The organism is Nonomuraea typhae (assembly GCF_009760925.1).
Taxonomy (GTDB): Bacteria; Actinomycetota; Actinomycetes; order Streptosporangiales; family Streptosporangiaceae; genus Nonomuraea; species Nonomuraea typhae.
In genome coordinates this window covers 413186-434253 of sequence record NZ_VRLV01000006.1, presented here as the reverse complement: position 1 = coordinate 434253, position 21068 = coordinate 413186, and the positions used below count along the sequence as shown (strand labels likewise).

General features: G+C 70.9%; 14 protein-coding genes. 10 read left to right on the top strand and 4 right to left on the bottom strand.

Features of this window, described 5'->3' with window-relative positions:
• Nucleotides 1-222: 222 nt before the first annotated feature.
• From FVE25_RS24845 to FVE25_RS24830, 4 genes are all read left to right on the top strand, one after another.
• Entirely contained in the window at nucleotides 223-831 is a 609-nt protein-coding gene (locus tag FVE25_RS24845) for a superoxide dismutase (RefSeq protein ID WP_157249435.1), read from the top strand.
• Between the two features lie 70 nt (nucleotides 832-901).
• Nucleotides 902-2011 carry a serine/threonine-protein kinase gene (locus FVE25_RS24840; protein WP_157249434.1) on the top strand — a complete coding sequence of 370 codons (1110 nt, stop codon included), beginning with the start codon at nucleotides 902-904 and terminating at the stop codon, nucleotides 2009-2011.
• A 35-nt stretch (nucleotides 2012-2046) separates the two neighbouring features.
• Nucleotides 2047-3831: a serine/threonine-protein kinase gene (locus tag FVE25_RS56375; RefSeq protein WP_157249433.1), complete on the top strand. Its 1785-nt coding sequence runs from the start codon at nucleotides 2047-2049 to the stop codon at nucleotides 3829-3831.
• Nucleotides 3832-3858: 27 nt separating this feature from the next.
• Nucleotides 3859-5244, top strand: coding sequence for a class II fumarate hydratase (locus FVE25_RS24830; RefSeq protein WP_157249432.1), 1386 nt, complete (start codon nucleotides 3859-3861; stop codon nucleotides 5242-5244).
• A gap of 190 nt (nucleotides 5245-5434) precedes the next feature.
• On the opposite strand, the gene FVE25_RS24825 is transcribed toward FVE25_RS24830, so the two are convergent.
• Nucleotides 5435-6367 carry a LysR family transcriptional regulator gene (locus FVE25_RS24825; protein ID WP_157249431.1) on the bottom strand — a complete coding sequence of 311 codons (933 nt, stop codon included), beginning with the start codon at nucleotides 6365-6367 and terminating at the stop codon, nucleotides 5435-5437.
• Nucleotides 6368-6487: 120 nt separating this feature from the next.
• Between FVE25_RS24825 and dnaE the strand changes: the two genes are divergently transcribed.
• The gene (gene dnaE / locus FVE25_RS24820; protein ID WP_157249430.1) at nucleotides 6488-10003 is read left to right on the top strand and encodes a DNA polymerase III subunit alpha; all 3516 of its coding nucleotides are present in this window, start codon (nucleotides 6488-6490) and stop codon (nucleotides 10001-10003) included.
• Nucleotides 10004-10129: 126 nt separating this feature from the next.
• Here the strand turns inward: dnaE and trpD are convergent, their stop codons facing one another.
• Nucleotides 10130-11179: an anthranilate phosphoribosyltransferase gene (gene trpD / locus FVE25_RS24815; RefSeq protein WP_246267381.1), complete on the bottom strand. Its 1050-nt coding sequence runs from the start codon at nucleotides 11177-11179 to the stop codon at nucleotides 10130-10132.
• Nucleotides 11180-11421: 242 nt separating this feature from the next.
• On the opposite strand from trpD, the gene FVE25_RS24810 reads away from it, so the two are divergent.
• From FVE25_RS24810 to FVE25_RS24790, 5 genes are read left to right on the top strand one after another with little or no spacing between them, the layout of a single operon-like run.
• Nucleotides 11422-12171, top strand: a complete 750-nt coding sequence (locus FVE25_RS24810) for a 3-hydroxybutyrate dehydrogenase (RefSeq protein WP_157249428.1) — start codon at nucleotides 11422-11424, stop codon at nucleotides 12169-12171.
• A complete protein-coding gene (locus FVE25_RS24805) occupies nucleotides 12171-14108 on the top strand; it encodes a helix-turn-helix domain-containing protein (protein ID WP_246267378.1) in 1938 nt (645 codons plus the stop codon). The genes FVE25_RS24810 and FVE25_RS24805 overlap by 1 nt, the downstream gene beginning before the upstream one ends.
• Nucleotides 14109-14139: 31 nt before the next feature.
• Nucleotides 14140-15411 carry an MFS transporter gene (locus FVE25_RS24800; protein WP_157249427.1) on the top strand — a complete coding sequence of 424 codons (1272 nt, stop codon included), beginning with the start codon at nucleotides 14140-14142 and terminating at the stop codon, nucleotides 15409-15411.
• A complete protein-coding gene (locus FVE25_RS24795) occupies nucleotides 15408-16394 on the top strand; it encodes an alpha/beta fold hydrolase (RefSeq protein ID WP_157249426.1) in 987 nt (328 codons plus the stop codon). Before FVE25_RS24800 ends, FVE25_RS24795 begins: the two co-directional genes overlap by 4 nt.
• Entirely contained in the window at nucleotides 16394-17578 is a 1185-nt protein-coding gene (locus tag FVE25_RS24790) for an alpha/beta hydrolase family protein (protein WP_157249425.1), read from the top strand. Before FVE25_RS24795 ends, FVE25_RS24790 begins: the two co-directional genes overlap by 1 nt.
• A gap of 542 nt (nucleotides 17579-18120) precedes the next feature.
• Here FVE25_RS24790 and FVE25_RS24785 read toward each other — a convergent pair.
• On the bottom strand, nucleotides 18121-20115 hold the full coding sequence (locus FVE25_RS24785) for a glycosyltransferase family 2 protein (protein ID WP_157249424.1): 1995 nt from the start codon (nucleotides 20113-20115) through the stop codon (nucleotides 18121-18123).
• 60 nt (nucleotides 20116-20175) lie between these two features.
• The gene (locus FVE25_RS24780) at nucleotides 20176-20811 is read right to left on the bottom strand and encodes an aggregation-promoting factor C-terminal-like domain-containing protein (protein ID WP_157249423.1); all 636 of its coding nucleotides are present in this window, start codon (nucleotides 20809-20811) and stop codon (nucleotides 20176-20178) included.
• Between the last annotated feature and the right edge of the window lie 257 nt (nucleotides 20812-21068).

The following is a 21068-nucleotide window of genomic DNA, read 5'->3' as shown; positions in this document are numbered from 1 at the left end:
TACCCGGTGTTTTGGTTGCTCGGGGGGGGGCGGGTGGGGCGGGGAGCCGCATGTGGGGGTGCGCGCCACCCCCCCCCCCCCACGACCAGGACCTAACTGACTAATGCCATCATGACGTACTTGCAAGTTTGTCGCAATTAGCTCGAGTCCTAGGTCGCTGGTCTGATGCAACTGCGACAGACTTGCAATAGTGTCGGAGCTCAGTGATCGATTGGAGGACACATGGGGAAGTACAACCTTCCTGACATGCCATACGACTACGCGGCCCTGGAGCCGGCCATCACCGGCGAGATCCTGGAGCTGCACCACGCCAAGCACCACGCCGCGTACGTCAAGGGTGCCAACGACACCCTCGAGCGCCTGGCCGAGGCACGCGACAAGGGCGAGTTCGGCGGACTGGTCGGCCTGGAGAAGACGTTCGCGTTCAACCTCTCCGGGCACGTGCTGCACTCGATCTTCTGGGAGAACCTCTCGCCCGACGGCGGCGACCGCCCCGACGGCGCGCTGCGGGACGCCATCGACGAGCACTTCGGCACGTTCGAGGCATTCCAGAAGCAGTTGACGACCGCTACCGCCGGAGTGCAGGGTTCCGGCTGGGGCATCCTGGCGTGGGAGCCCCTCGGCAAGCGCCTGATCGTCGAGCAGGTCTACGACCACCACGGCAACGTCGGCATGAACTCCACGCCGCTGCTGGTATTCGACGCCTGGGAGCACGCCTACTACCTGCAGTACCGCAACGTCCGCCCGGACTATGTGGAGAAGCTGTGGGGGCTCATCAACTGGGACGATGTGGCCGCTAGGTTCGCTGACGTTCAAAGTCAAGCGGGTTGACCGAAGTTCGCAACATTTTATCGGCCCGGCCTCTACTGGTCGGTTTACACAAATAGGTAAGCTGCCTGCCATGCGTGCGCCCGCCGGTTACCTCCTTGCAGCGCGCTACCGGTTGCTGGAGCCGGTTGGCCGCGGCGGCATGGGCACCGTTTGGCGAGCGCATGACGAGCTGCTTGACCGGCACGTGGCGGTCAAGGAGGTGCGGCTGCCCGCCGTACTCGACGAGGACCTGCGCGCGGAGCTCTGCGCCCGCACCGAGCGCGAGGGCCGGGCCACCGCGATGGTCGCGCATCCGTCGGTCATCACCGTGTTCGACGTGGTCACCGAGGACGACCGGCCGTGGATCGTGATGGAGCTGCTCCAGGCCAAGTCCCTGGAGCAGCTCATCCTCGAGGAGGGGCCGCTGCCCCCGCGCCATGCCGCCGAGATCGGCCGGCAGATCCTGGGGGCGCTGCGGGCCGTCCACGCCAAGGGCATCCTTCACCGCGACGTGAAGCCCAGCAACGTGCTCGTGACCGAGGATCGCGCGGTGCTCACCGATTTCGGTCTGGCCGCATTGGAAGGCGACGTCTCGATCACCCAGGCGGGCATCGTGCTCGGCTCGGCCGGCTACATCGCCCCCGAACGCGTGCTCGGCGCGAAAGCCAGCCCCGCCGCCGATCTGTGGTCGCTCGGCGCGACCCTCTACACCGCCGTCGAGGGCAGGGGCCTGCACGGCAGGCGTACGGCTGCCGCCGCCCTGGCCGCCCTGACCAGCGGCGAACCGATCCCGATGACCAAGGCCGGGCCGCTCGGCCCGGTGCTCGACGCCCTCCTGCGCATCGATCCGGAAACCCGTCTCGACTCCGTGCGCGCCTCGCTGATGCTGGCCCGGGTGGCGGCCGGCGGCTCGGCCGAGGAGCCGCTCCCGGCGAGGAAGGGCGTGCGGCCGACGCCGGTGATCAACACCCCGTCTTTCGCGCGCCGGCCCGCGCACCGCGGGCTGCATCGGGCCGAGGCCACGGCCGCGGCGCTGGCCGTACCCGGACCTCGGATGGAGCGCAGGCCGGGTGAAGGAGTTCACCGTAAGCGGGTCGAGTCACGTCCCACTTTGTCGGCTTATGGCCGTTTTAAAGCGGCGCTGATAAAGTTGCTGCTTCCTCGGCGGTTCTGGCCGCGTGAACTTCGCAAGCGAGGGTAAACCACTTCCCAAGCGAGAATCGATATCTTCTATCCATGCCGGAACAGCACACACGCCTGCTCGCGGAGCGATATGAGCTGATCGCACCGCTGGGCCGGGGCACCATGGGCACCGTGTGGCGCGCCCACGATCGCGCCCTCGGCCGTGAGGTGGCGGTCAAGGAGATCCGCCAGGACCCCGGGCTCACCGAAGAGCAGCGTGCCGAGCTGCGGGAGCGCATGGTCAGGGAAGGCCGCACCGCCTCCAGGATCAACCACCCCTCCGTCGCCGCCATCCACGACGTGATCATCGACGGCGACAGCCCGTGGATCATCATGGAACTCATCGCCGCCCGCTCACTGGAGCAGGTCATCGACGAGGAAGGCCCGCTTCCGCCCAGGCTCGTGGCCGAGATCGGCGTCGACCTGCTCGGCGCGCTGCGCGCCGCGCACGCCCAGGGGATCACCCACCGGGACGTCAAGCCCGGCAACGTGCTCGTCAGCTCCGGCGGACGGGTGGTGCTGACCGACTTCGGCATCGCCAAGCAGGAGGGCGACAGCCGCCTCACCAAGACCGGCATGGTGATCGGGTCGCCGGGCTACACCGCGCCGGAACGCGCCAGGGGTGAGTACACCGGGCCCGAGTCCGACATCTGGTCACTCGGGGCGACCCTGTACTTCGCGGTGGAGGGACGGCCCGCCTACGAGCGCGCGTCGATCGCCGAGACGCTGGCCGCGTTGCTCAGCGAGAACGCCGACCCGCCCACGCAGGCCGGGCCGCTGCGGCCGGTGCTCACCGGGCTGCTGAACAAGGACTACAAGCAGCGGCTGAGCGCGGCCCAGGCCGAGACCATGCTGCGGATGGTCGCAGACACGCCGACCAGCGAGATTCCGATCGTCAAGGACGACACCCGGCAGCCGAACCAGGCCGGACGGCCGGGGCCGCACCCCGGCGGGCAGCCGGATGGGCGGCTTGGTCCTGGGCAGCGCGGTGGGCAGCCCGGACCTGGGCAGGCGCCTCGGCCGCCGCGGCCTCAGGAGGGCTACGACCCTGACCGGACCATCGCCGTCCGCCTTCCGAAACCGCCTCACGCGTCCCCGCAAGCCGGCGGCCCGGTCGGCGTCCCTGGGCAGCCGATCGGCGCCAACGGACCGGCGGCCGGCGCCGGCGCGCCCGGCCAGGCCCTCGGCGCCCCCGGGCAGCCAGGGGGTGCTCCGGGCCAGCCGGTGGGAGCTCCCGGCCAGCCAGGGGGTGCTCCGGGCCACCCGGTGGGTGCTCCCGGACGGCCAGTGGAAGCTCCCGGGCAGCCGGTGGGTGCTCCCGGGCAGCCGGTGGGTGCTTCCGGGCAGGCCCACGGTGCTCCAGGCCCGACCACGATGCCGGGCGCGGCGGCCCCCGGCCAGGGGACTCCGGGTTCGCCGGGTATCGGGGCCTTCGCCGCCGCTCCGCCCAGCACCGACGGCGACAGGCGCAACACGGGCGCCTTCGCGGACCCCCCCGGGCAGCCCGGCGGGTTCCCGCCCGCTCCAGGTGGCAACCGGCCGCCCGTGGACGAGGGCGACGTCCACACCATGAGGGTCGCGGTCCCCCCGGGCCAGCGGGTCTACCCGCCGCACCCGCGCCCACAACAACCCCCCATGCCCCCGAACCCTCCGCAGCAGCAACCCGGAACACCCCAGGTCTACGAGGAGAAGGGCCTGGGCACCGACCTGTTCGCCATTGCCGGCACCGCCGAGGAGCCGCCCCAGGTCGGCAACAAGAAGGGCATGCTCATGCTCATGGCCGTCGCCGCCGCGGCGGCGGTGATCATCGCCATCCTCATCGTGGCGTTCGTCAGCTGAGCACCCCCATGAGCCAGACTGGATCGCATGAGTGAATTCCGGATTGAGCACGACTCCATGGGCGAGGTCAGGGTCCCGGCGGGCGCCCGCTGGCGGGCGCAGACGCAGCGCGCGGTGGAGAACTTCCCCGTTTCCGGCCGGACCCTCGAGCCCGCCCACATCGCCGCGCTCGGCCTGATCAAGGCGGTGGCCGCGGAGGTCAACGGCGAGCTGGGCGTGCTCGACAAGGACATGGCCGAGGCGATCGCGCAGGCCGCCGCGGACGTGGCCGACAACGAGCACGACGAGCACTTCCCGATCGACGTCTTCCAGACCGGCTCCGGCACCTCGTCCAACATGAACGCCAACGAGGTGATCGCCAGCCTGGCCGAAGAGCGGCTGGGGCGTGCGGTGCATCCGAACGACCATGTGAACGCCTCGCAGTCGTCCAACGACGTCTTCCCGACCTCGATCCACGTGGCCGCCGCCACGGAGGTCGCCTTCCACTTGATCCCCTCCCTCGAACACCTGGCGACCGCGCTGAGGGCCAAGGCGGAGGAGTTCGCCGCTCACGTGAAGGCCGGCCGTACCCACTTGATGGACGCGACCCCGGTCACGCTGGGGCAGGAGTTCGGCGGCTATGCCACGCAGGTCGAGAACGGCGCGGCCCGGGTGGATTCCGTCATGATCCGCCTGCTCGAGCTGCCGCTGGGCGGCACGGCGGTCGGCACGGGCATCAATACGCCGCCGGGCTTCGCGGAGAAGGCGATCGCGAAGCTGCGCGAGGCGACCGGCATCCGTTTCACCGAGGCCGACGACCACTTCGAGGCGCAGAGCGCGCAGGACTCCATCGTGGAGTTGTCCGGCCAGCTCAAGGTGGTGGCGGTCTCACTCAACAAGATCGCCAACGATCTCCGGTGGATGGGGTCGGGGCCGCGCACCGGGCTGGGCGAGATCAACCTGCCCGATCTCCAGCCGGGCTCCTCGATCATGCCGGGGAAGGTGAACCCGGTCATCCCCGAGGCCACCGCGATGGTCGCCGCCCAGGTCATCGGCAACGACGCGGCCATCACGTTCGCGGGCGCGTCGGGCACGTTCGAGCTGAACGTGCAGCTTCCGGTGATCGCCCGCAACATCCTGGAGTCGATCCGGCTGCTGGCCAACATCTCCCGGCTGCTGGCCGACCGCACGGTCTCCGGCATCACGGCCAACGTGGAGCGCCTGCGCGAGTACGCCGAGTCGTCCCCGTCGATCGTCACGCCGCTGAACCGGTATGTGGGGTATGAGGAGGCGGCCAAGATCGCGAAGCAGGCGCTGGCCGAGCGCAAGACCATCCGGCAGGTGGTCATCGAGCGCGGCCACGTGGCGAGCGGCGCACTGACCGAGGCGCAGCTCGACGCGCTTCTCGACGTCCTCTCCATGACCCGCCCCTGATCCGCCGCCCGCTCGTCCCGCCGCCCTCTCCGCTCGACGTCCGCTCTGCAGCCCGCCGCCCTCTCCGCTCGACGTCCTCCCCGCAGCCCGCCCTCGATCCAGTACGGCGAAGCCGCCCCCACGCCACCCGCCGCCGTGCGCGGGCGCAGGTCGTGGGGGTCGCTTCTCACGTCGGACGAACGCGCCGCCGTCACGGGGAGGCGAAGACCACCCGGTCCAGGTCGGGAACCCACTGCCGCGAGGGGTCGAGCGGCTGGAAGGCGTCCCTGACGTACGCGGCCAGGGCCTCCAGGACCGGCCTGCGGTGGTGCCGGGGGGCCAGCAGCGACCACGGGTAGGCGGGGATCGGGTTGACCACCGGCAGCCGGACCACGTCCGGGTGCGGCGGGAGCCTGGTGCCTTCGCCGACGAAGCTGAAGCGGTTCTCCGTGGCCACGGTCTGGACGAAGTGCTCCCAGCCGAAGTCCGGCCCGGAGGTGTCGATCGCGAAGCCGAAGGCGGCTGACATCTCGACGTAGAAGTCGGCCCATTCGCTGCCGTCCTCGTTGCCGGGCATCCACGCCACGAGTCCGGCCAGGGCGGCGGTCTCCACGTGGCGGCCGTGGGCGAGGGGGTGGTTCTTGGCGGCCAGGACGTGCAGGGGTTCCAGATAGGCAGGCAGGGCTTCGGCGGTGTCCGGGAGGGTGCCGAGCGCGCGGGCGAGGACGGCGTCGACGCCGCCCCTGGCCAGGTTCTCGCGGGCGCTGCGCAGGCCGTTCGAGGTGACGATCTCCAGGTCCACGCCGGCGGTGCTCTCGTGGAAGCCCCGGATGAGGTCGATCGAGGCGAGCCGGGTGTCGAGGACGTCCACGCGCAGGGCGCGGCGGCGCCGCCGTACCTGCTCGAGGGTTTGGTCGGCGAGGGCGAGCAGGGAGCGGGCGGGCGGCAGGAGGGCGGCGCCGTCGGGGGTGAGGGTGGTGCCGCGGGCGCGGTCGAACAGGGTCAGCCCCAGGTCGGACTCCAGCTTCGCGATGCGTTTGGAGACCGCCTGCTGGCTGATGCCGAGGCGGGCGGCGGCCTCGCTGAAGGAGTGTTCCTCGGCGATCGCGACGAAGGCGCGGACGGCTCCCAGGTCCAGGTCCACTCGGCCTCCTTTCACAACCGTTGGTTGTGCTCATCGAGGGTGTTCGTTGTTGGACAACCCGCTTCCGGCTCGGGTCGAATGCTCGGGTTCCGGGATGAGCGTACAACCATGGGGAGTGCGATGCGGTCCTTCGTCCATCTGCACGTGCACACGGAGTACAGCATGCTCGACGGCGCCGCCAAGGTGGCTCCGCTGATGGAGGAGGCGGTGCGGCTGGAGATGCCGGCGGTGGCGATGAGCGATCACGGCAACGTGCACGGCGCCTACGAGTTCCACCGGGCGGCGGAGAAGGCGGGGGTCCGGCCGGTCATCGGGATCGAGGCGTATGTGGCTCCTGGGTCGCGGCGGGATCGGCGGCCGGTGTTCTGGAGTGACGACCTGTCGCTGCGGCGCTCGGACGACGCGACGGGCGCCGGCGGGGACGTCTCGGGGCGTGGTTTGTATACGCACATGACGATGTGGGCGGCGAGCGCGGAGGGGTTGCGGAACCTGTTCCGGCTGCAGTCCCGGGCGTGGCTGGAGGGGCATGTCCAGAAATATCCGCGCATGGATGATGAACTGCTGGCCGAGCACGGCCACGACGTCCTCGCCACCACCGGCTGCCCCTCCGGCGAGGTGCAGACCCGGCTCAGGCTCGGTCAGTACGACCGGGCGCTGACCGCCGCCGCCCGCTACCGTGACGTCTTCGGCCCGGAGAACTACTACCTGGAGCTGATGGACCACGGCCTGGCCATCGAGCGCCGCGTCCGCGAGGACCTGCTGCGCATCGGCAAGCACCTCGGCCTGCCGCCCCTGGCCACCAACGACTCCCACTACGTCACCGAGCAGCAGTCCGCCGCCCATGACGCGCTGCTGTGCATCGGCACCGGCAAGCGGCTGGCCGACGCCGACCGCTTCCGTTTCTCCGGCAGCGGCTACTACCTCAAGAGCGCCGCGGAGATGCGCGCACTCTGGGACGACGAGGTGCCCGGCGCCTGCGACAACACGCTGGAGCTGGCCGAGCGGGTGGGTGACTACGCCGAGGTCTTCGGCCACCGGGACCTGACGCCGCGCTTCCCCGTGCCCGAGGGCGAGACCGAGTCGAGCTGGCTGCGCAAGGAGTCGCTGCGCGGCGCCCGCCGCCGCTACCGGGGCGAGCCTCCGCAGGAGGTCCTGGACCGCATCGACTACGAGCTGGGCGTCATCGACGCCATGGGCTTCCCCGGCTACTTCCTGGTCGTCTCCGACATCTGCCGGCACGCCCGCGAGAACGGCATCGGGCTCGGCCCGGGCCGCGGCTCTGCCACGGGCTCCATGGTCGCCTACTGCACCGGCATCACCGAGCTCGACCCCATCGAGCACAAACTGATCTTCGAGCGCTTCCTCAACCCCGAGCGCGTCACCATGCCCGACGTGGACCTCGACTTCGACGACCGCCGCAGGGACGAGATGATCGACTACGTCACCCGCAAGTACGGCGACGACCGCGTCTGCCAGATCGTCACCTTCAACACGATCAAGGCCAAGGCCGCCGTCAAGGACGCCTGCCGCGTCCTCGGCCACCCCTACGCGCTCGGCGACCGCATCAGCAAGGCATTCCCCGCGGCCGTCGGCGGCAAGGAGATCCCCCTGGCCGCCATCCACGACGACACACATCCGCGGTACGGCGAGGCCGCGGAACTCCGGCAGATGTACGCGGCCGACGCCGAGGTGCGCCAGGTGATCGACACCGCGACCGGTGTGGAGGGCCTGGTGCGCGGCACCGGCATCCACGCCGCCGGCGTCATCCTGTCCAGCGAGCCCCTCGTGGACGTGCTCCCCCTGGCCAGGCCCAAGGCCGACGGCCCGGTCGTGACCGGCTTCCCGTTCACCCAGGCCGAGGACATGGGCCTGCTGAAGATGGACTTCCTCGGCCTGCGCAACCTCACCGTCATCCAGGACGCCATCGCCAACGTCGCGGCGAACAAGGGCGTCGAGATCGACATCCTGGAGGTCCCGCTCGACGACCCGGCCACCTACGAGCTGCTGGCCCGCGGCGACACCCTCGGCGTCTTCCAGCTCGACAGCGGCGGCATGCGGGTGTTGCTGCGGCTGATGCAGCCCACGACGTTCACCGACATCGCCGCGGTGAACGCGTTGTACCGGCCCGGCCCGATGGAGATGAACGCCCACACCAACTACGCGCTGCGCAAGACCGGCAAGCAGAAGGTCGAGCCGATCCACCCCGAGCTGGAGGCGGCGCTGGAGCCGATCCTGGGCGACACCTACCATCTGGTCGTCTTCCAGGAGCAGGTCATGGCCATCGCCCAGCAGCTCGCCGGCTACTCCCTGGGCGCCGCGGACCTGCTCAGGCGGGCCATGGGCAAGAAGAAGAAAGAGGTCCTGGACGCCGAGTGGGACCGTTTCTCCGCCGGGATGCGCGGCACGGGCTTCTCGGCCGAGGCCACCAAGGCGGTCTGGGACGTCCTGGTGCCCTTCAGCGGCTACGGCTTCAACAAGTCACACACCGCCGGCTACGGCCTGGTCTCCTACTGGACCGCCTACCTCAAGGCCAACCACCCGCAGGAGTACTTCGCGGCGCTGCTCACCTCCGTGGGCGACGACAAGCCGCGCATCGCCGGGTACCTGTCCGACTCCCGGCGCCTGGGCATCAAGGTGCTGCCGCCCGACGTCAACGCCAGCGGCCTGCACTTCGCCGCCGTGGGCGCCGACATCCGCTTCGGCCTGGGCGCGGTCCGCAACATCGGGGCCAACGTCGTGGACGCCATCGTCGCCGCCCGCGCCGAGAAGGGTCCCTACACCGGATTCGACGACTTCCTGGAAAAGGTCCCCGCCGCCGTCTGCAACAAGCGGGTGATCGAGTCGCTGGCCAGGGCGGGCGCCTTCGACAGCCTGGGACACCGCCGCAAGGCCCTGGTCGCCGCGCACGAGCAGGCGGTGGACGCCATCATCGACGTCAAACGCCACCAGGGACACGGCCAGGACTCCTTGTTCGGCGCAAGCGCCGCCCTGGCCACACCCCTCACCGACGACGAATGGGACCAGCCGACGCTGCTGGCGCACGAGCGGGAAATGCTGGGCCTCTACGTCTCCGGCCATCCGCTCGACGGGGCGGAACGCCTGCTCCACGCCCACCGGGACACCACCATCGCGGCCCTGCTCGCCTCCAGCCGCCAGGACGGGGCCGTGAAGGTCAGCGGGATCGTCTCCGGGCTGCAGCGCAAGGTCACCAAGCAGGGCCATCCGTGGGCGGTGGTCACCCTGGAGGATCACGACGCGGCCGTCGAGTGCCTGATCTTTCCCAAGGTCTATGTGCTGTACGGCGAGCAGCTCGTGGAGGACGGAGTGGTGGCGATCCGGGGCAGGGTGAACATCCGGGACGAGACGGTGAGCGTTTACGGGGAGGAGGTCACCTTCCTCACCAAACCGGACCCGCCGCTGGTGCTCCCCTTGGACGAGAACCGGGTGACCAGGCGCCTGGTGCGAGACCTGAAGCACATCCTCACGTCGTATCCGGGGGAAACGCGGGTCCACCTGCGGGTGCGCCGGGAGGCGGGCAAGGACGTGCTCATGGACCTGCCGGACTACCCCGTCGCACCGACGCCCGCCTTCTACGCCGACATGAAAGCCCTCCTGGGCCCTCTTGCTCCTGGATGATTTACGGCGAAGCCGCCCCCACGCCACCCGCCGCCGTGCGCGGGCGCCGATCGTGGGGGTCGCTTCTCACGTCGGACGAACGCGCCGCCGCTACGGCCCACCTCTCCCGATCACCAAGTCACGCGCTCACAGGTGGACGTGCCTGCGGGAGGTTGCCACCACCCATCTGGCGAGCAGGTCGGCTGCGGCGCCCGAATCAACCGCCGCAGCCGCGCGTTCCACTCCCTTGGCCAGGTAGGCGGTCAAATCGGCGGCAGGGGGCGCGCCGTCGGCGGCGACCAGGGCGGCGGCGGCGTTGAGCAGGACGATGTCGCGGACCGGGCCGCGTTCGCCGGCGAGCAGGCGTCTGGCCACGTCGGCGTTGCGGGCCGCGTCGCCGCCGCGCAGGTCGGCCACGGTGGCGGGCGGGAGGTCCAGGTCGGCCGGGTCGAAGCGGGTCGTGGTGACCGTGCCGCGGCGGACCACGTGAACCGTGGACGGGCCGGTGGTCGTCAGCTCGTCCAGGCCGTCGTCGCCGCGGAAGACCAGTGACGAGCCGCCGCGCTCGGCCAGCACCCCGGCGATCACCTCGGCCATGCGCGGGTGGAAGACGCCGACGGCCTGGGCGGCCGGCATGGCGGGGTTGGTGAGCGGGCCGAGGAAGTTGAAGACGGTCGGCACGCCGAGTTGCCCCCGGGCGGCGGAGGCGTGGCGGAGGAACGGGTGGAAGCGCGGGGCGAACAGGAACGTGATGCCCACCTTCTCGGCCACGTCGGCGACCGCGGCCGGGTCCAGGTCCACGACCACGCCCAGGGCCTCCAGGACGTCGGCGGAGCCCGAGGTGGAGCTCGCCGCCCTGGAGCCGTGTTTGACCACCTTCGCCCCGGCGGCCGCGGCCACGATCGCGGCCATCGTGGAGACGTTCACGGTGTTGGCCCGGTCTCCGCCGGTGCCGACCAGGTCCACGGGGTCGCCGGGGATGCGGATCGCGTTCGAGTGGGCCAGCATGCCCTCGGCGAGGCCGGCCACCTCCTCCACGCTCTCGCCCTTGGCGCGCAGGGCGACGGCGAAACCGGCGATCTGGGCGTCGGTCGCGGCGCCGGACATGATCTGGGCCATCGCCCAGGCGCTCTCGCGGGCGGCCAGCGATGCGCCGCCGAGCAACGTGGTGAGCAGTGCGGGCCAGGTGGTGGTCACGTGAACTCCTCCGGGTGTCGAGTCTGCTCGGCAAGGCGGAGGGAGATACGAAGAGGCCGCCTCGTCGAGGCGGCCGTGGTCATGAACGCTAGGGGGTCCGCCTAGGAAGCGGGCCACCAGGAGTACGAGAACGCGTTCATGGCTCCAACGATAGCAGTTCCGGCGAATCCACATAGATCATCATGCAGGTATGTCGGTGGCACCCATGCGTCCGGAATCGGCGAGCGCCTATGGTCGGAGACATGGGCAACGAGCTGACCGGGCGGACGGCCCTGGTGACGGGGGCGGGCGCGGGGATCGGGCGCGCGTGCGCGCTCAAGCTGGCCTCTCTGGGGGCCAGGGTGCTGGTCGTGGATCGTGACCGGGAGTCGGCGGAGAAGGTGGCGGCGGAGACGCAGGGGCAGGCCGTGGTGGCCGACCTCACCGCGACCGGCTTTCTCACGAAATTTCCGGATCAGGTGGATGTTGTGGTGAACAACGCGGGGTTCCAGCATGTGGCGCCGATCGAGGAGTTTCCGCCGGAGGTCTTCTCGGCCATGGTCAAGGTGATGCTGGAGGCGCCGTTCCTGATCGCCCGGCACGTGCTGCCCGGGATGTATGCCCGAGGCTGGGGGCGGTTCGTCAACATCACCTCGGTGCACGGGTTGCGGGCCTCGCCGTACAAGGCGGCCTATACCGCGGCCAAGCACGGGCTGGAGGGGCTGTCGAAGGTGATCGCGCTCGAAGGGGCGCCGCACGGGGTCACCTCCACCTGCGTCTCGCCCGGGTACGTCCGCACCGAGCTGGTCGAGCGGCAGATCGCCGACCAGGCCAGGGCCCACGGCATCCCCGAGAGCCAGGTGCTGGCCGACGTCATGCTCGGCCCCGAGGCGATCAAACGGCTCATCGAGCCCGAGGAGGTGGCCGACCTGGTCGCCTACCTGTGCGGGCCGAGCGGGTCGTTCATCACCGGCGTCTCGCTCACCGTCGACGGCGGCTGGACGGCACGCTAGTGGTCCGGCGGTTCCTGGAGCTTCTGGCCCGCGAAGCCTCGGCGGTCGAGTTCGAGGGGCCGATCATCGAGGCGCGCGCCGCGGGCGCCGACCCGGCCGAGATCGAACGGCTGGAGCAGGCCAAGGTCGAGGCGCTGCGGGTCCGGGCCCTGCTGCGCCGCCGGGCCAGGCGCGAGGCCGAGCTGTCCGCGCTCTACGACACCGCGGGCGACCTGGCCGCGCTGCGCGACCTCGACGCGGTGCTCGAGGCGATCGTGCACCGGGCCAGGCAGCTGCTCGGCACCGACACCGCCTACCTCACCCTGCACGACCCCGACCGCGGCGACACCTACATGCGGGTCACCGACGGCTCCACCTCCGCCGCCTTCCAGGCGCTGCGCCTGGGCATGGGCGACGGCCTCGGCGGGCTCGTGGCCCAGACGGCCCGGCCGTACTCGACCGCGGACTACCCCGCCGACTCACGCTTCCACCACACCGGCACGATCGACGCGGCGGTCAAGGAGGAGGGCCTGGTGGCCATCCTCGGCGTGCCGCTACGGCTGGGACGCCGCGTGATCGGGGTGTTGTTCGCGGCCAACCGGAGCGCCCGGCCGTTCCTGCAGGAAGAGGAGGCGTTGCTGGCCTCCCTGGCCGCCCACGCGGCCGTCGCCATCGACAACGCGCGGCTGCTGCAGGAGACGCGCAACGCGCTCGAGGAGCTCTCCCAGGCGCACCGGACCGCCCGCGAACACGCCGAGGCGGTCGAGCGGGCGGCGCGGGCCCACGACCGGATGACCTCGGTGGTGCTCCGGGGCGGGGGCATCGAGAACGTGGCCGCGGTGATCACCGAGGTGCTCGGCGGACGGCTGGCCGTCCTCGACGACCGCGGCCGGCCACTGGCGGGCGACACGACCTCCACCTCCCCCGGCGAGAGCGAGGGCATCGAACCGGACCCCGGGCTGCTCGAAGCGGCCCAGGCATCACGCGCCCTCGGGCGGACCGTACGACGGGGCGAACTGCTCATCGCCAGCGTGGACGTGGGCGGCGAGCCCCTGTGCACATTGGTGCTGCGTAGCGACGACGCCGACGAGCGCATCCTGGAGCGCGGCGCCCAGGTGTGCGCGCTGCTGCTGCTGTTCCGGCGCAGCGTGGCCGAGGCCGAGGGCCGGGTCCGGGGCGAGCTGCTGGACGACCTGATCTCCCGCCCCGGCTCCCCCGGCCTGGCCGACCGCGCCCGCAGGCTGGGCGTGGACCTGGACCGCCCGCACGTGCTCGTGGTCGCCCGGCACGAGGGCCAGCGCGAACGCGCCGCCTTCTGGGCCTCCTCACAGGCGGCGATCCGGCACGGCCTGGCGGCGGCGCGGGGTGAGGAGGTGGTGCTGCTGCTCCCCGGCGACGACCCGGGCGGGCTCGCCCGCCGCATCGCCGCCGAACTGACCGCCTCCCTGGGCAGCCCGGCCACCGCGGGCGCCGCCGTACCCGGAAAGGGCGCTGACACGGGTGCGCCCGGCGTGGGCGCAGGGGCGTATGGCGAGGTCGGCGCGGCCTATCGGGAGGCGCAGCGGTGCGCGCAGGCGCTGGTCGCGCTGGGCCGGGCCGGTGACGGGGCGGGCGCGGCCGAGCTGGGGTTCGTCGGCCTGCTCATCGGCGACGGCCAGGACGTGCCCGGCTTCGTGGCCTCGGTGCTGGGCCCGGTCGTGGACTACGACGCCCGCCGCGGCACCGCCCTGGTGGGGACGTTGTCCGCCTATTTCGCCTCCGGCGGCTCGCCGTCACGTACCGCCGAGACCATGCACATCCACGTCAACACGGTCACCCAGCGCCTCGACCGCATCGCCAAGCTCCTGGGCGACGGCTGGCAGGAGCCCGAGCGGGCACTGGAGCTCCAGCTTGCCCTGCGCCTGCACCGGCTCGGCCACACAACCTCTCCCCAGAGTGTGGGGAACGGCCCCATATGAGTGACGCCGGTCACTCTTTACCGTGACCGGCATGGCCACTTCCATCAAGAAGATCGTCGGCGCGAGCCTGATCGGCACCACCATCGAGTGGTACGACTTCTTCCTGTACGGCTCCGCAGCCGCGCTGGTGTTCAACAAGCTCTTCTTCCCCGAGAGCGACCCCATGACCGGCACGCTGCTCGCCTTCCTCACCTATGCCGTCGGGTTCGTCGCCAGGCCGTTGGGCGGCCTGGTCTTCGGCCACTTCGGCGACCGGGTGGGACGCAAGACGCTGCTGGTCGTCAGCCTGCTGCTGATGGGCGCGGCGACGTTCCTGATCGGCCTCCTGCCCACGCACGCGGCGATCGGCTCGGCGGCCCCGCTGCTGCTGACCGCGCTGCGCCTGGTGCAGGGGTTCGCGCTGGGCGGCGAGTGGGGCGGGGCGGTGCTGATCGTCTCCGAGCACGGCGACTCGGGCCGGCGCGGTTTCTGGGCGTCGTGGCCGCAGGCGGGCGCCCCGGGCGGCAACCTGCTGGCGACCGGTGTCCTGGCGGTGCTGGCCGCGGTCCAGTCGGAGGAGGCGTTCCTGTCGTGGGGCTGGCGGGTGCCGTTCCTGTTGTCGGGCGTGCTGGTGCTGATCGGCCTGTGGATCCGGTTGTCGATCAGCGAGTCGCCGGTCTTCCAGGAGGCGCCCAAGGAGGCCGCGCCACCGATCGTCAGCGTGCTGCGCCACCACCGCAAGGACGTGCTGATCGCGATCGGCGCCCGCCTGGCCGAGAACATCAGCTTCTACCTGCTGACGGTCTTCGTCATCACCTACGCCAAGACCGAGAAGATCGACAACTCGACCGTCCTGAACGCCGTGCTGATCGCCTCGGCCATCCACTTCGCGACGATCCCGGTGTGGGGCGCGCTGTCGGACCGCCTCGGCCGCCGCCCGATCTACCTGGCCGGCGCCGCCGGCATCGGACTGTGGATCTTCGCGTTCTTCCCGCTGGTCCGGACGGGCAGCTTCCTGGCGATCACTCTCGCCGTGACGGTCGGCCTGCTCTTCCACGGCATGATGTACGGCCCGCAGGCCGCCTTCTTCGCCGAGCTGTTCGCCACCCGCTCCCGCTACACCGGCGTCTCGATCGGCGCGCAGCTGTCGGCGATCGTCGCCGGCGCGCTGGCCCCGGTGATCGCCGTCGCCCTCCTCAAGACGTACGGCAGCGCCCTGCCGATCTCCATCTACCTGGGCATCGCCGCCCTGCTGACCCTGTTCGCCGTCTACAAGGCCAGGGAGACCCAGGGCCGCGACCTGGCTGAGAGGATCCACGCGTGAAAGTCACCACCCCGCGCCTGACCCAGCACGTGCTCACCGCCCGCGAGGAGGGCGAGCCGGTGCTGTTCGTGCACGGCAACGTGAGCTCGTCCGCCTTCTGGCGCGACACCCTCATCGCCCTCCCGTACCGAGCCCTGGCGCCCGACCTGCGCGGCTTCGGCGAAACGGACCCGGCTCCCGTGGACGCCACCCGCGGCCTGCGTGACTTCTCCGACGACCTGACCGAGCTGATCGAGGCCCTGAACCTGGGCCGAGTCCACCTGGTCGGCTGGAGCATGGGCGGCGGCGTCGTCCTGCAACTCCTGCGCGACCACCCCGACCTGGTCAGAAGCGTCACCCTGGTCAACCCCGTCAGCCCGTACGGCTACAGCGGCACGGAGGGCCCCGGCGGCACGCTGACCCACGCGGACGGCACCGGCGCCGGGGCGGGCGCCGCGAACCCCGATTTCGTGACCCGCCTCGCCGCCGGCGACATGTCCGACGAATCCCCCACATCCCCGAGAACCGTCTTCCGCACCTCCTACGTCGCCGCCCCGGTCCCCGACGAGGACTTCTACGTGGCCGCCATGCTCACCACCAAGGTCGGCGACCACAACTACCCGGGCGACGCCGTCACCTCCGACCGCTGGCCCGGCGTCGCCCCCGGCAAGAGCGGCATCCTCAACGCCCTGGCCCCCACCCACTTCCGCCTGGACGACCTGCACGAGCTGGCCGGCAAACCCCCGATCCTGTGGATCCGGGGCGCCGACGACGTGATCGTCTCCGACACCTCCCCCTTCGACCTGGCCCACCTCGGCGCCCTCGGCGTGATCCCCGGCTCCCCCGGCACCCCCGCCCAGCCGATGATCACCCAGACGAGAGCCGTCCTGGACCGCTACGGCCCCTACCAGGAGCACGTCATCCAGAACTGCGGCCACAGCCCCCACCTGGAACACCCGGCCGAATTCCGCCGCCTCCTCCTCGACCACCTCGGACGCGCCTGATGCCCGCCTTAACCGCCCTCACCCTGCTGGCCGGCCTCCTGACCACCACCCCGACCCCGACGGTGGTGACCGTCCCCGGCGCCGAACACACGATCACCGCAACCCTGCCCGACCTGACGACGGCAGGCACGATCGCGACCGGCCACACCGACCCCGCCGACTGGTCCGGCCTCCACCGGGCCGGCACCGTCAACCCCACCGGCGTCCCCGGCATCCAGATCGACGGCTACTTCCCCGACACCTCGACGGGCAACGCCACCCGAGGCTGGAACCACGACTCCCAGTTCGTCATCCGCCTGCCGCAGAACTGGAACGGCGGCCTGGTCGTCTCCGGCACCCCCGGCAACCGCGAACAGTACGCCAACGACTTCACCATCTCCGACTGGGTCCTGGCCAAGGGCTACGCCTTCGCCGCCACCGACAAGGGCAACGTCGGCCTCACCTTCCACACCGACGGCCGCCGCCCCGGCGACGCCATCGCCGAATGGAACCACCGCGTCACCCAGCTCGCCCTGGCCGCCAAGTCCGTCGTCAGGCAGCGGTACGGCAGGCCGCCCGCGACCACCCTCATGGCCGGCATCTCCAACGGCGGCTACCTGGTCAGGTGGCAACTCGAGAACCGCGCCTGGCTCTACGACGGCGGCCTCGACTGGGAAGGCACCCTCTGGCGCGTCAAGGGCGACAACCTGCTGGACTTCCTCCCCACGGCCCTCAAGCACGGCCCGGCGGCCGCCGGATTCCCGCGGGAGTCGGAGTTCCTGTGGCCGTTCCACCGGCAGTACTACTGGGAACTGACCCAGCAGCTCTACCAGAAGGAACTGGACCCGTCCTACGAAGGCGCCCCTGCGGACTACGTCTACACCGACCGCCGCCCCTACGCGGCCGTGGCCAAGATCGCGCTGACGGGCCGGATCACCAAGCCCCTCATCACCCTCCACGGCACCCTGGACGCGCTGCTCCCCATAGCCCGATCCTCGGACGTCTACGCCCAGATGGTCGGCCAGCACCGCCCGTTCCGCTACTACCGGGTGGACGCCGGCACCCACCTGGACGCCCTGACCGACGCCTACCCGGACCGCCTCCGGCCGATCCTGCCGGAGTTCAGAAGGGCCTTCGGGGAACTGGAGACCTGGGTGCGCTCAACGCAGACCGGCCCGCCGACGGGACCCAGCGCGGCGCCGTAACGAACACACGGCGACGACCGACCCGGCCAGAGCATGGAGGCTGCCTAGCTGGGCACGCGGAGGCGACCGACCCAACCGGACACACGAAGACCACCCAACCAAACCCACGGTGACCACCAACCCAGCCAGACACACGAAGGCCGCCTAGCCCGGCACACGGAGGCTCGGATCGGCCGGTCAAGGGATCGCCGTAACGGCGGGGCATGTGTCCGACGTGAGAAGCGACCCCCACGATCGGCGCCCGCCCGCGTCGGCGGGTGGTGTGGGAGTGGCTTCGCCGTAGAGGATGTGAGCGCACGCGTGGTGGCGTTGCTGCAAGCCCGTGCGCACAGAACCTGCATCACACATAATCTGTGCCGAGCAGAGACTGCGTGACACAGAGACTGCGCCACACGGAAACTGCGCCACACAGACACCGCACCACACGGACATCGCACCACACGGAAACTGCGCCACGCAGTGACTGCGCCACACGGAAACTGCGCCGAACGGAAACTGCGCGACACAGAGACCGCGCCACACCAACATGCGGCGGGGACGACTCAGTCGCGCAAATACCGGTGCTTGGTGGTGCGGGCGAGGCGGAGGAGTTGGCGGGCGCCTGGGACGTGGCGGCTGAGGCGGCGCAGGAGGGTGTCGCGGCCCATCGGGGTGCGGCGGCGAGGCTGGTCCGGTTCGGACCAAGGGCGTACGTCCACCCTCGCCCCCCGCATCTCCAGGCCGAAGCGCAGCCCCACCTCGCCGTTCTCCGTGCGCAGCGACGAGCGCCAGGCGCCGGGGCCGAGGCGGTCGCGGCCTGGTAGCAGCCGTTTGACCGGCACCTTCGCCACGAGTTGCCCGGCGATGCGGCCGGGGACGCCCGGTTCGACCAGCGCGGGTGCGGTGATCTCGCGTTGCCTGCCGGTGGTGTTGCGCAGCACCAGTTCCAGCGGCGGGCCGCCGCTCGGCGGGACGTAGGGGACCGGGACGACGACGTAGACGTGGTTCTCCTGGCGGCGGATGCTGGCCCCCGGCGAGACCAGCGCGATCGACTCGGAGAACGAGCGCGGCTCGATGGCCAGGCCCAGTTCCCCTGCGTCGCTCCAGCAGGGCACCACCAGGCGGCGGCGCGGGCGCTGGGCCAGGACGCCCATGCAGTTGAGCGGGCCGTCGGGGCGGCGTACGCGGGTCCTGGCCTGGTGGGCGCCGCCGTACATGCGCACGTGCACCTCCCATTGGCCCGAGTCCAGCGGCGCGCCGAGGGCGGCGACGGCCACGTCGAGCCGGGCCTCGCCGAGGATGCGCAGGCGGACGGCGTCCTCGTCGGGGACCCGTTCCACGTGGTAGTCGACGGGCAGGAAGTAGACGATGCCCGTCTCGGCGTGCCGTACGTAGACCTCGATGCGGGCGCGGGCCACGGCGGAGGTGACGTCGTTGAGGCCCTCGGGCAGGAGCTTGGGGTCGAGGGAGCGCGGCGGCAGCCACAGCAGGCGCTCGCCGTCGGCGCGGTAGCGCGCGAACTCGCCGTCGCCGGCCAGCACCTCCACGGCCAGGCCGAGCACGAGCACGGGGCCTTCCCAGCGCACGTCGAGCAGGTCGGCGCGCAGGCCCGCGCGGCGGGTGACGTTGGCGTAGGTGATGACCTGGTCGAGGCGGCCGGCCCGCACCAGGGCGGCGACCGCGCGCAGGTGGACGGGCAGGTGGCGGTCGATGCGCTCGGGGAAACGCTCCATGACGAGCCCGCGGGTGACGGTGAACATCCTGCCCCGGTCCACGGAGGAGGCGGCGAAGCGCGCGCTGAGGAACGGGCGCAGCATGGACCGCAGCCAGTAGGCGTACATGCGGTCGCGCTGGCGGCCCTCCTCGGTGTTCTCGTCGATGACCGTCAGGAGCGTCAGCAGTTCGGCGGTGACCGTGCGCAGGTCCTCGTCCTGCTCCTCGCGCTCGCCGAGGTGGCAGCAGATGTGGTCGGCCATCACCGCGACGACCTTGGCCGCGAGGTAGGCGCGCACCGCGAACGTCTGCTCGGCGATCCGGCCACCGGGTACGGCGAAGCCGAGCCCGTGCACCTCCAGGAAGGTCCGGCGGTAGAGCTTGTGCGGCGTCAGGAGGCTGAGCAGCCGGTCGCGCAGGATGTCGGCTCTGGCGACGCTGGCCTCGAAGGCGGCCATGGGCGGGCCGAAGTCGCGCACGAGGCGGCCGATGAGCACGTCGGCGTCGGTTTCGAGGGCACGCTCGTACATCTTCTCCAGCGCGGCGCGCTCCAGCCGGTCACCCTGGTCGAGGAGGTAGACGTAGGCGCCCCTGGCGGCGGCCAGGCCGATGTTGCGCCCCTGCATGGGGGAGCCGGTGTGCGGCAGGTGCAGGACCCGGACGTTCCTGCGAACCGCGGCCACGGTGTCGAGTCGTTCGGCGATGCCGTCGGTGGAACCGTCGTCCACGAAGATCACTTCGTAGGCGTCGGCCGGCAGCGTCTGCTCCAGCACGGAGCGGATGCACGGGTCGGCCGTGTCACCCGGGTTGTGGATACTGACGATCACGCTGACCTTCACAGCCATGTCGCCAGGGTGCGCCGAGATACCCGATCAGGCGTGACGGCTTGCCGATCGAATAGCGGGTTAGTACCAGCCCTTGGCCTGAGAATGGCCCCAGGCGCCGCATGGCGTGCCATAGCGGCCCTTGATGTAGCCGAGTCCCCACTTGATCTGGGTGGCGGCGTTGGTCTGCCAGTCGGAGCCGGCGCTGGCCATCTTGCTGCCGGGCAGCGACTGGGGGATGCCGTAGGCGCCGGAGTAGCGGTTCATGGCCCGCTCGTTCCAGCCGCTCTCCTTGTGCCAGAGCTTCTCCAGGCAGCCCCACTGGTCGAGGCCGAAGCCGAAGCCGCTCAGCATGTCCCTGGCGGTGGCCTTGTTGCTGCCGGGTGACGGGTTGCTGCCGGGCGGGAAGTTGGCGGGCGGGAAGCCGTCGCCGCCGGGCGCGCGGGTCTCGATGACGATCGGGTCGAGTTTGTCGACGCCGGCGCGCTCCTTCTTGAGCCGGTCCTTGTTGTAGGCGGTGACGGCGGAGGCCTTGTAGGCGTCGGACTTGGGGTCGGGCGAGTAGAAGTCGCCCGCCGCGATCCTGGCCCACTCCTCGGGCGAGGTGCCTTCGTAGTGGGTCTTGGAGTTCTGGATGGCGGTGTAGACGGTGAAGCCGCCGCCGCCGAGGACGATCACGGCCGTCACCCCGAGGATCACCACGCGTTTGGGGGTCATCGCCTTCTTCCGGCGCCTGACCGGGGCTACGCGTTCCTTCAACTCCGGACCTGGGCTCACGAGCTATGAGGATGCCGTGTACCGGGGGGTAGTCCGCAACCAGAACGCGGCACCTGGTTGGTGTTTCGTTGACCAACCGGCAGGTGACGAGGCCGTTTGAGCACACCTGTGACTTTGGTCACATTCGTAAGGCTCGCCCTTCGCGCCCCGCTCACCGAAGGGAGAGCCCGGTAACAGACTTTCGTCGGCCGTTCGCG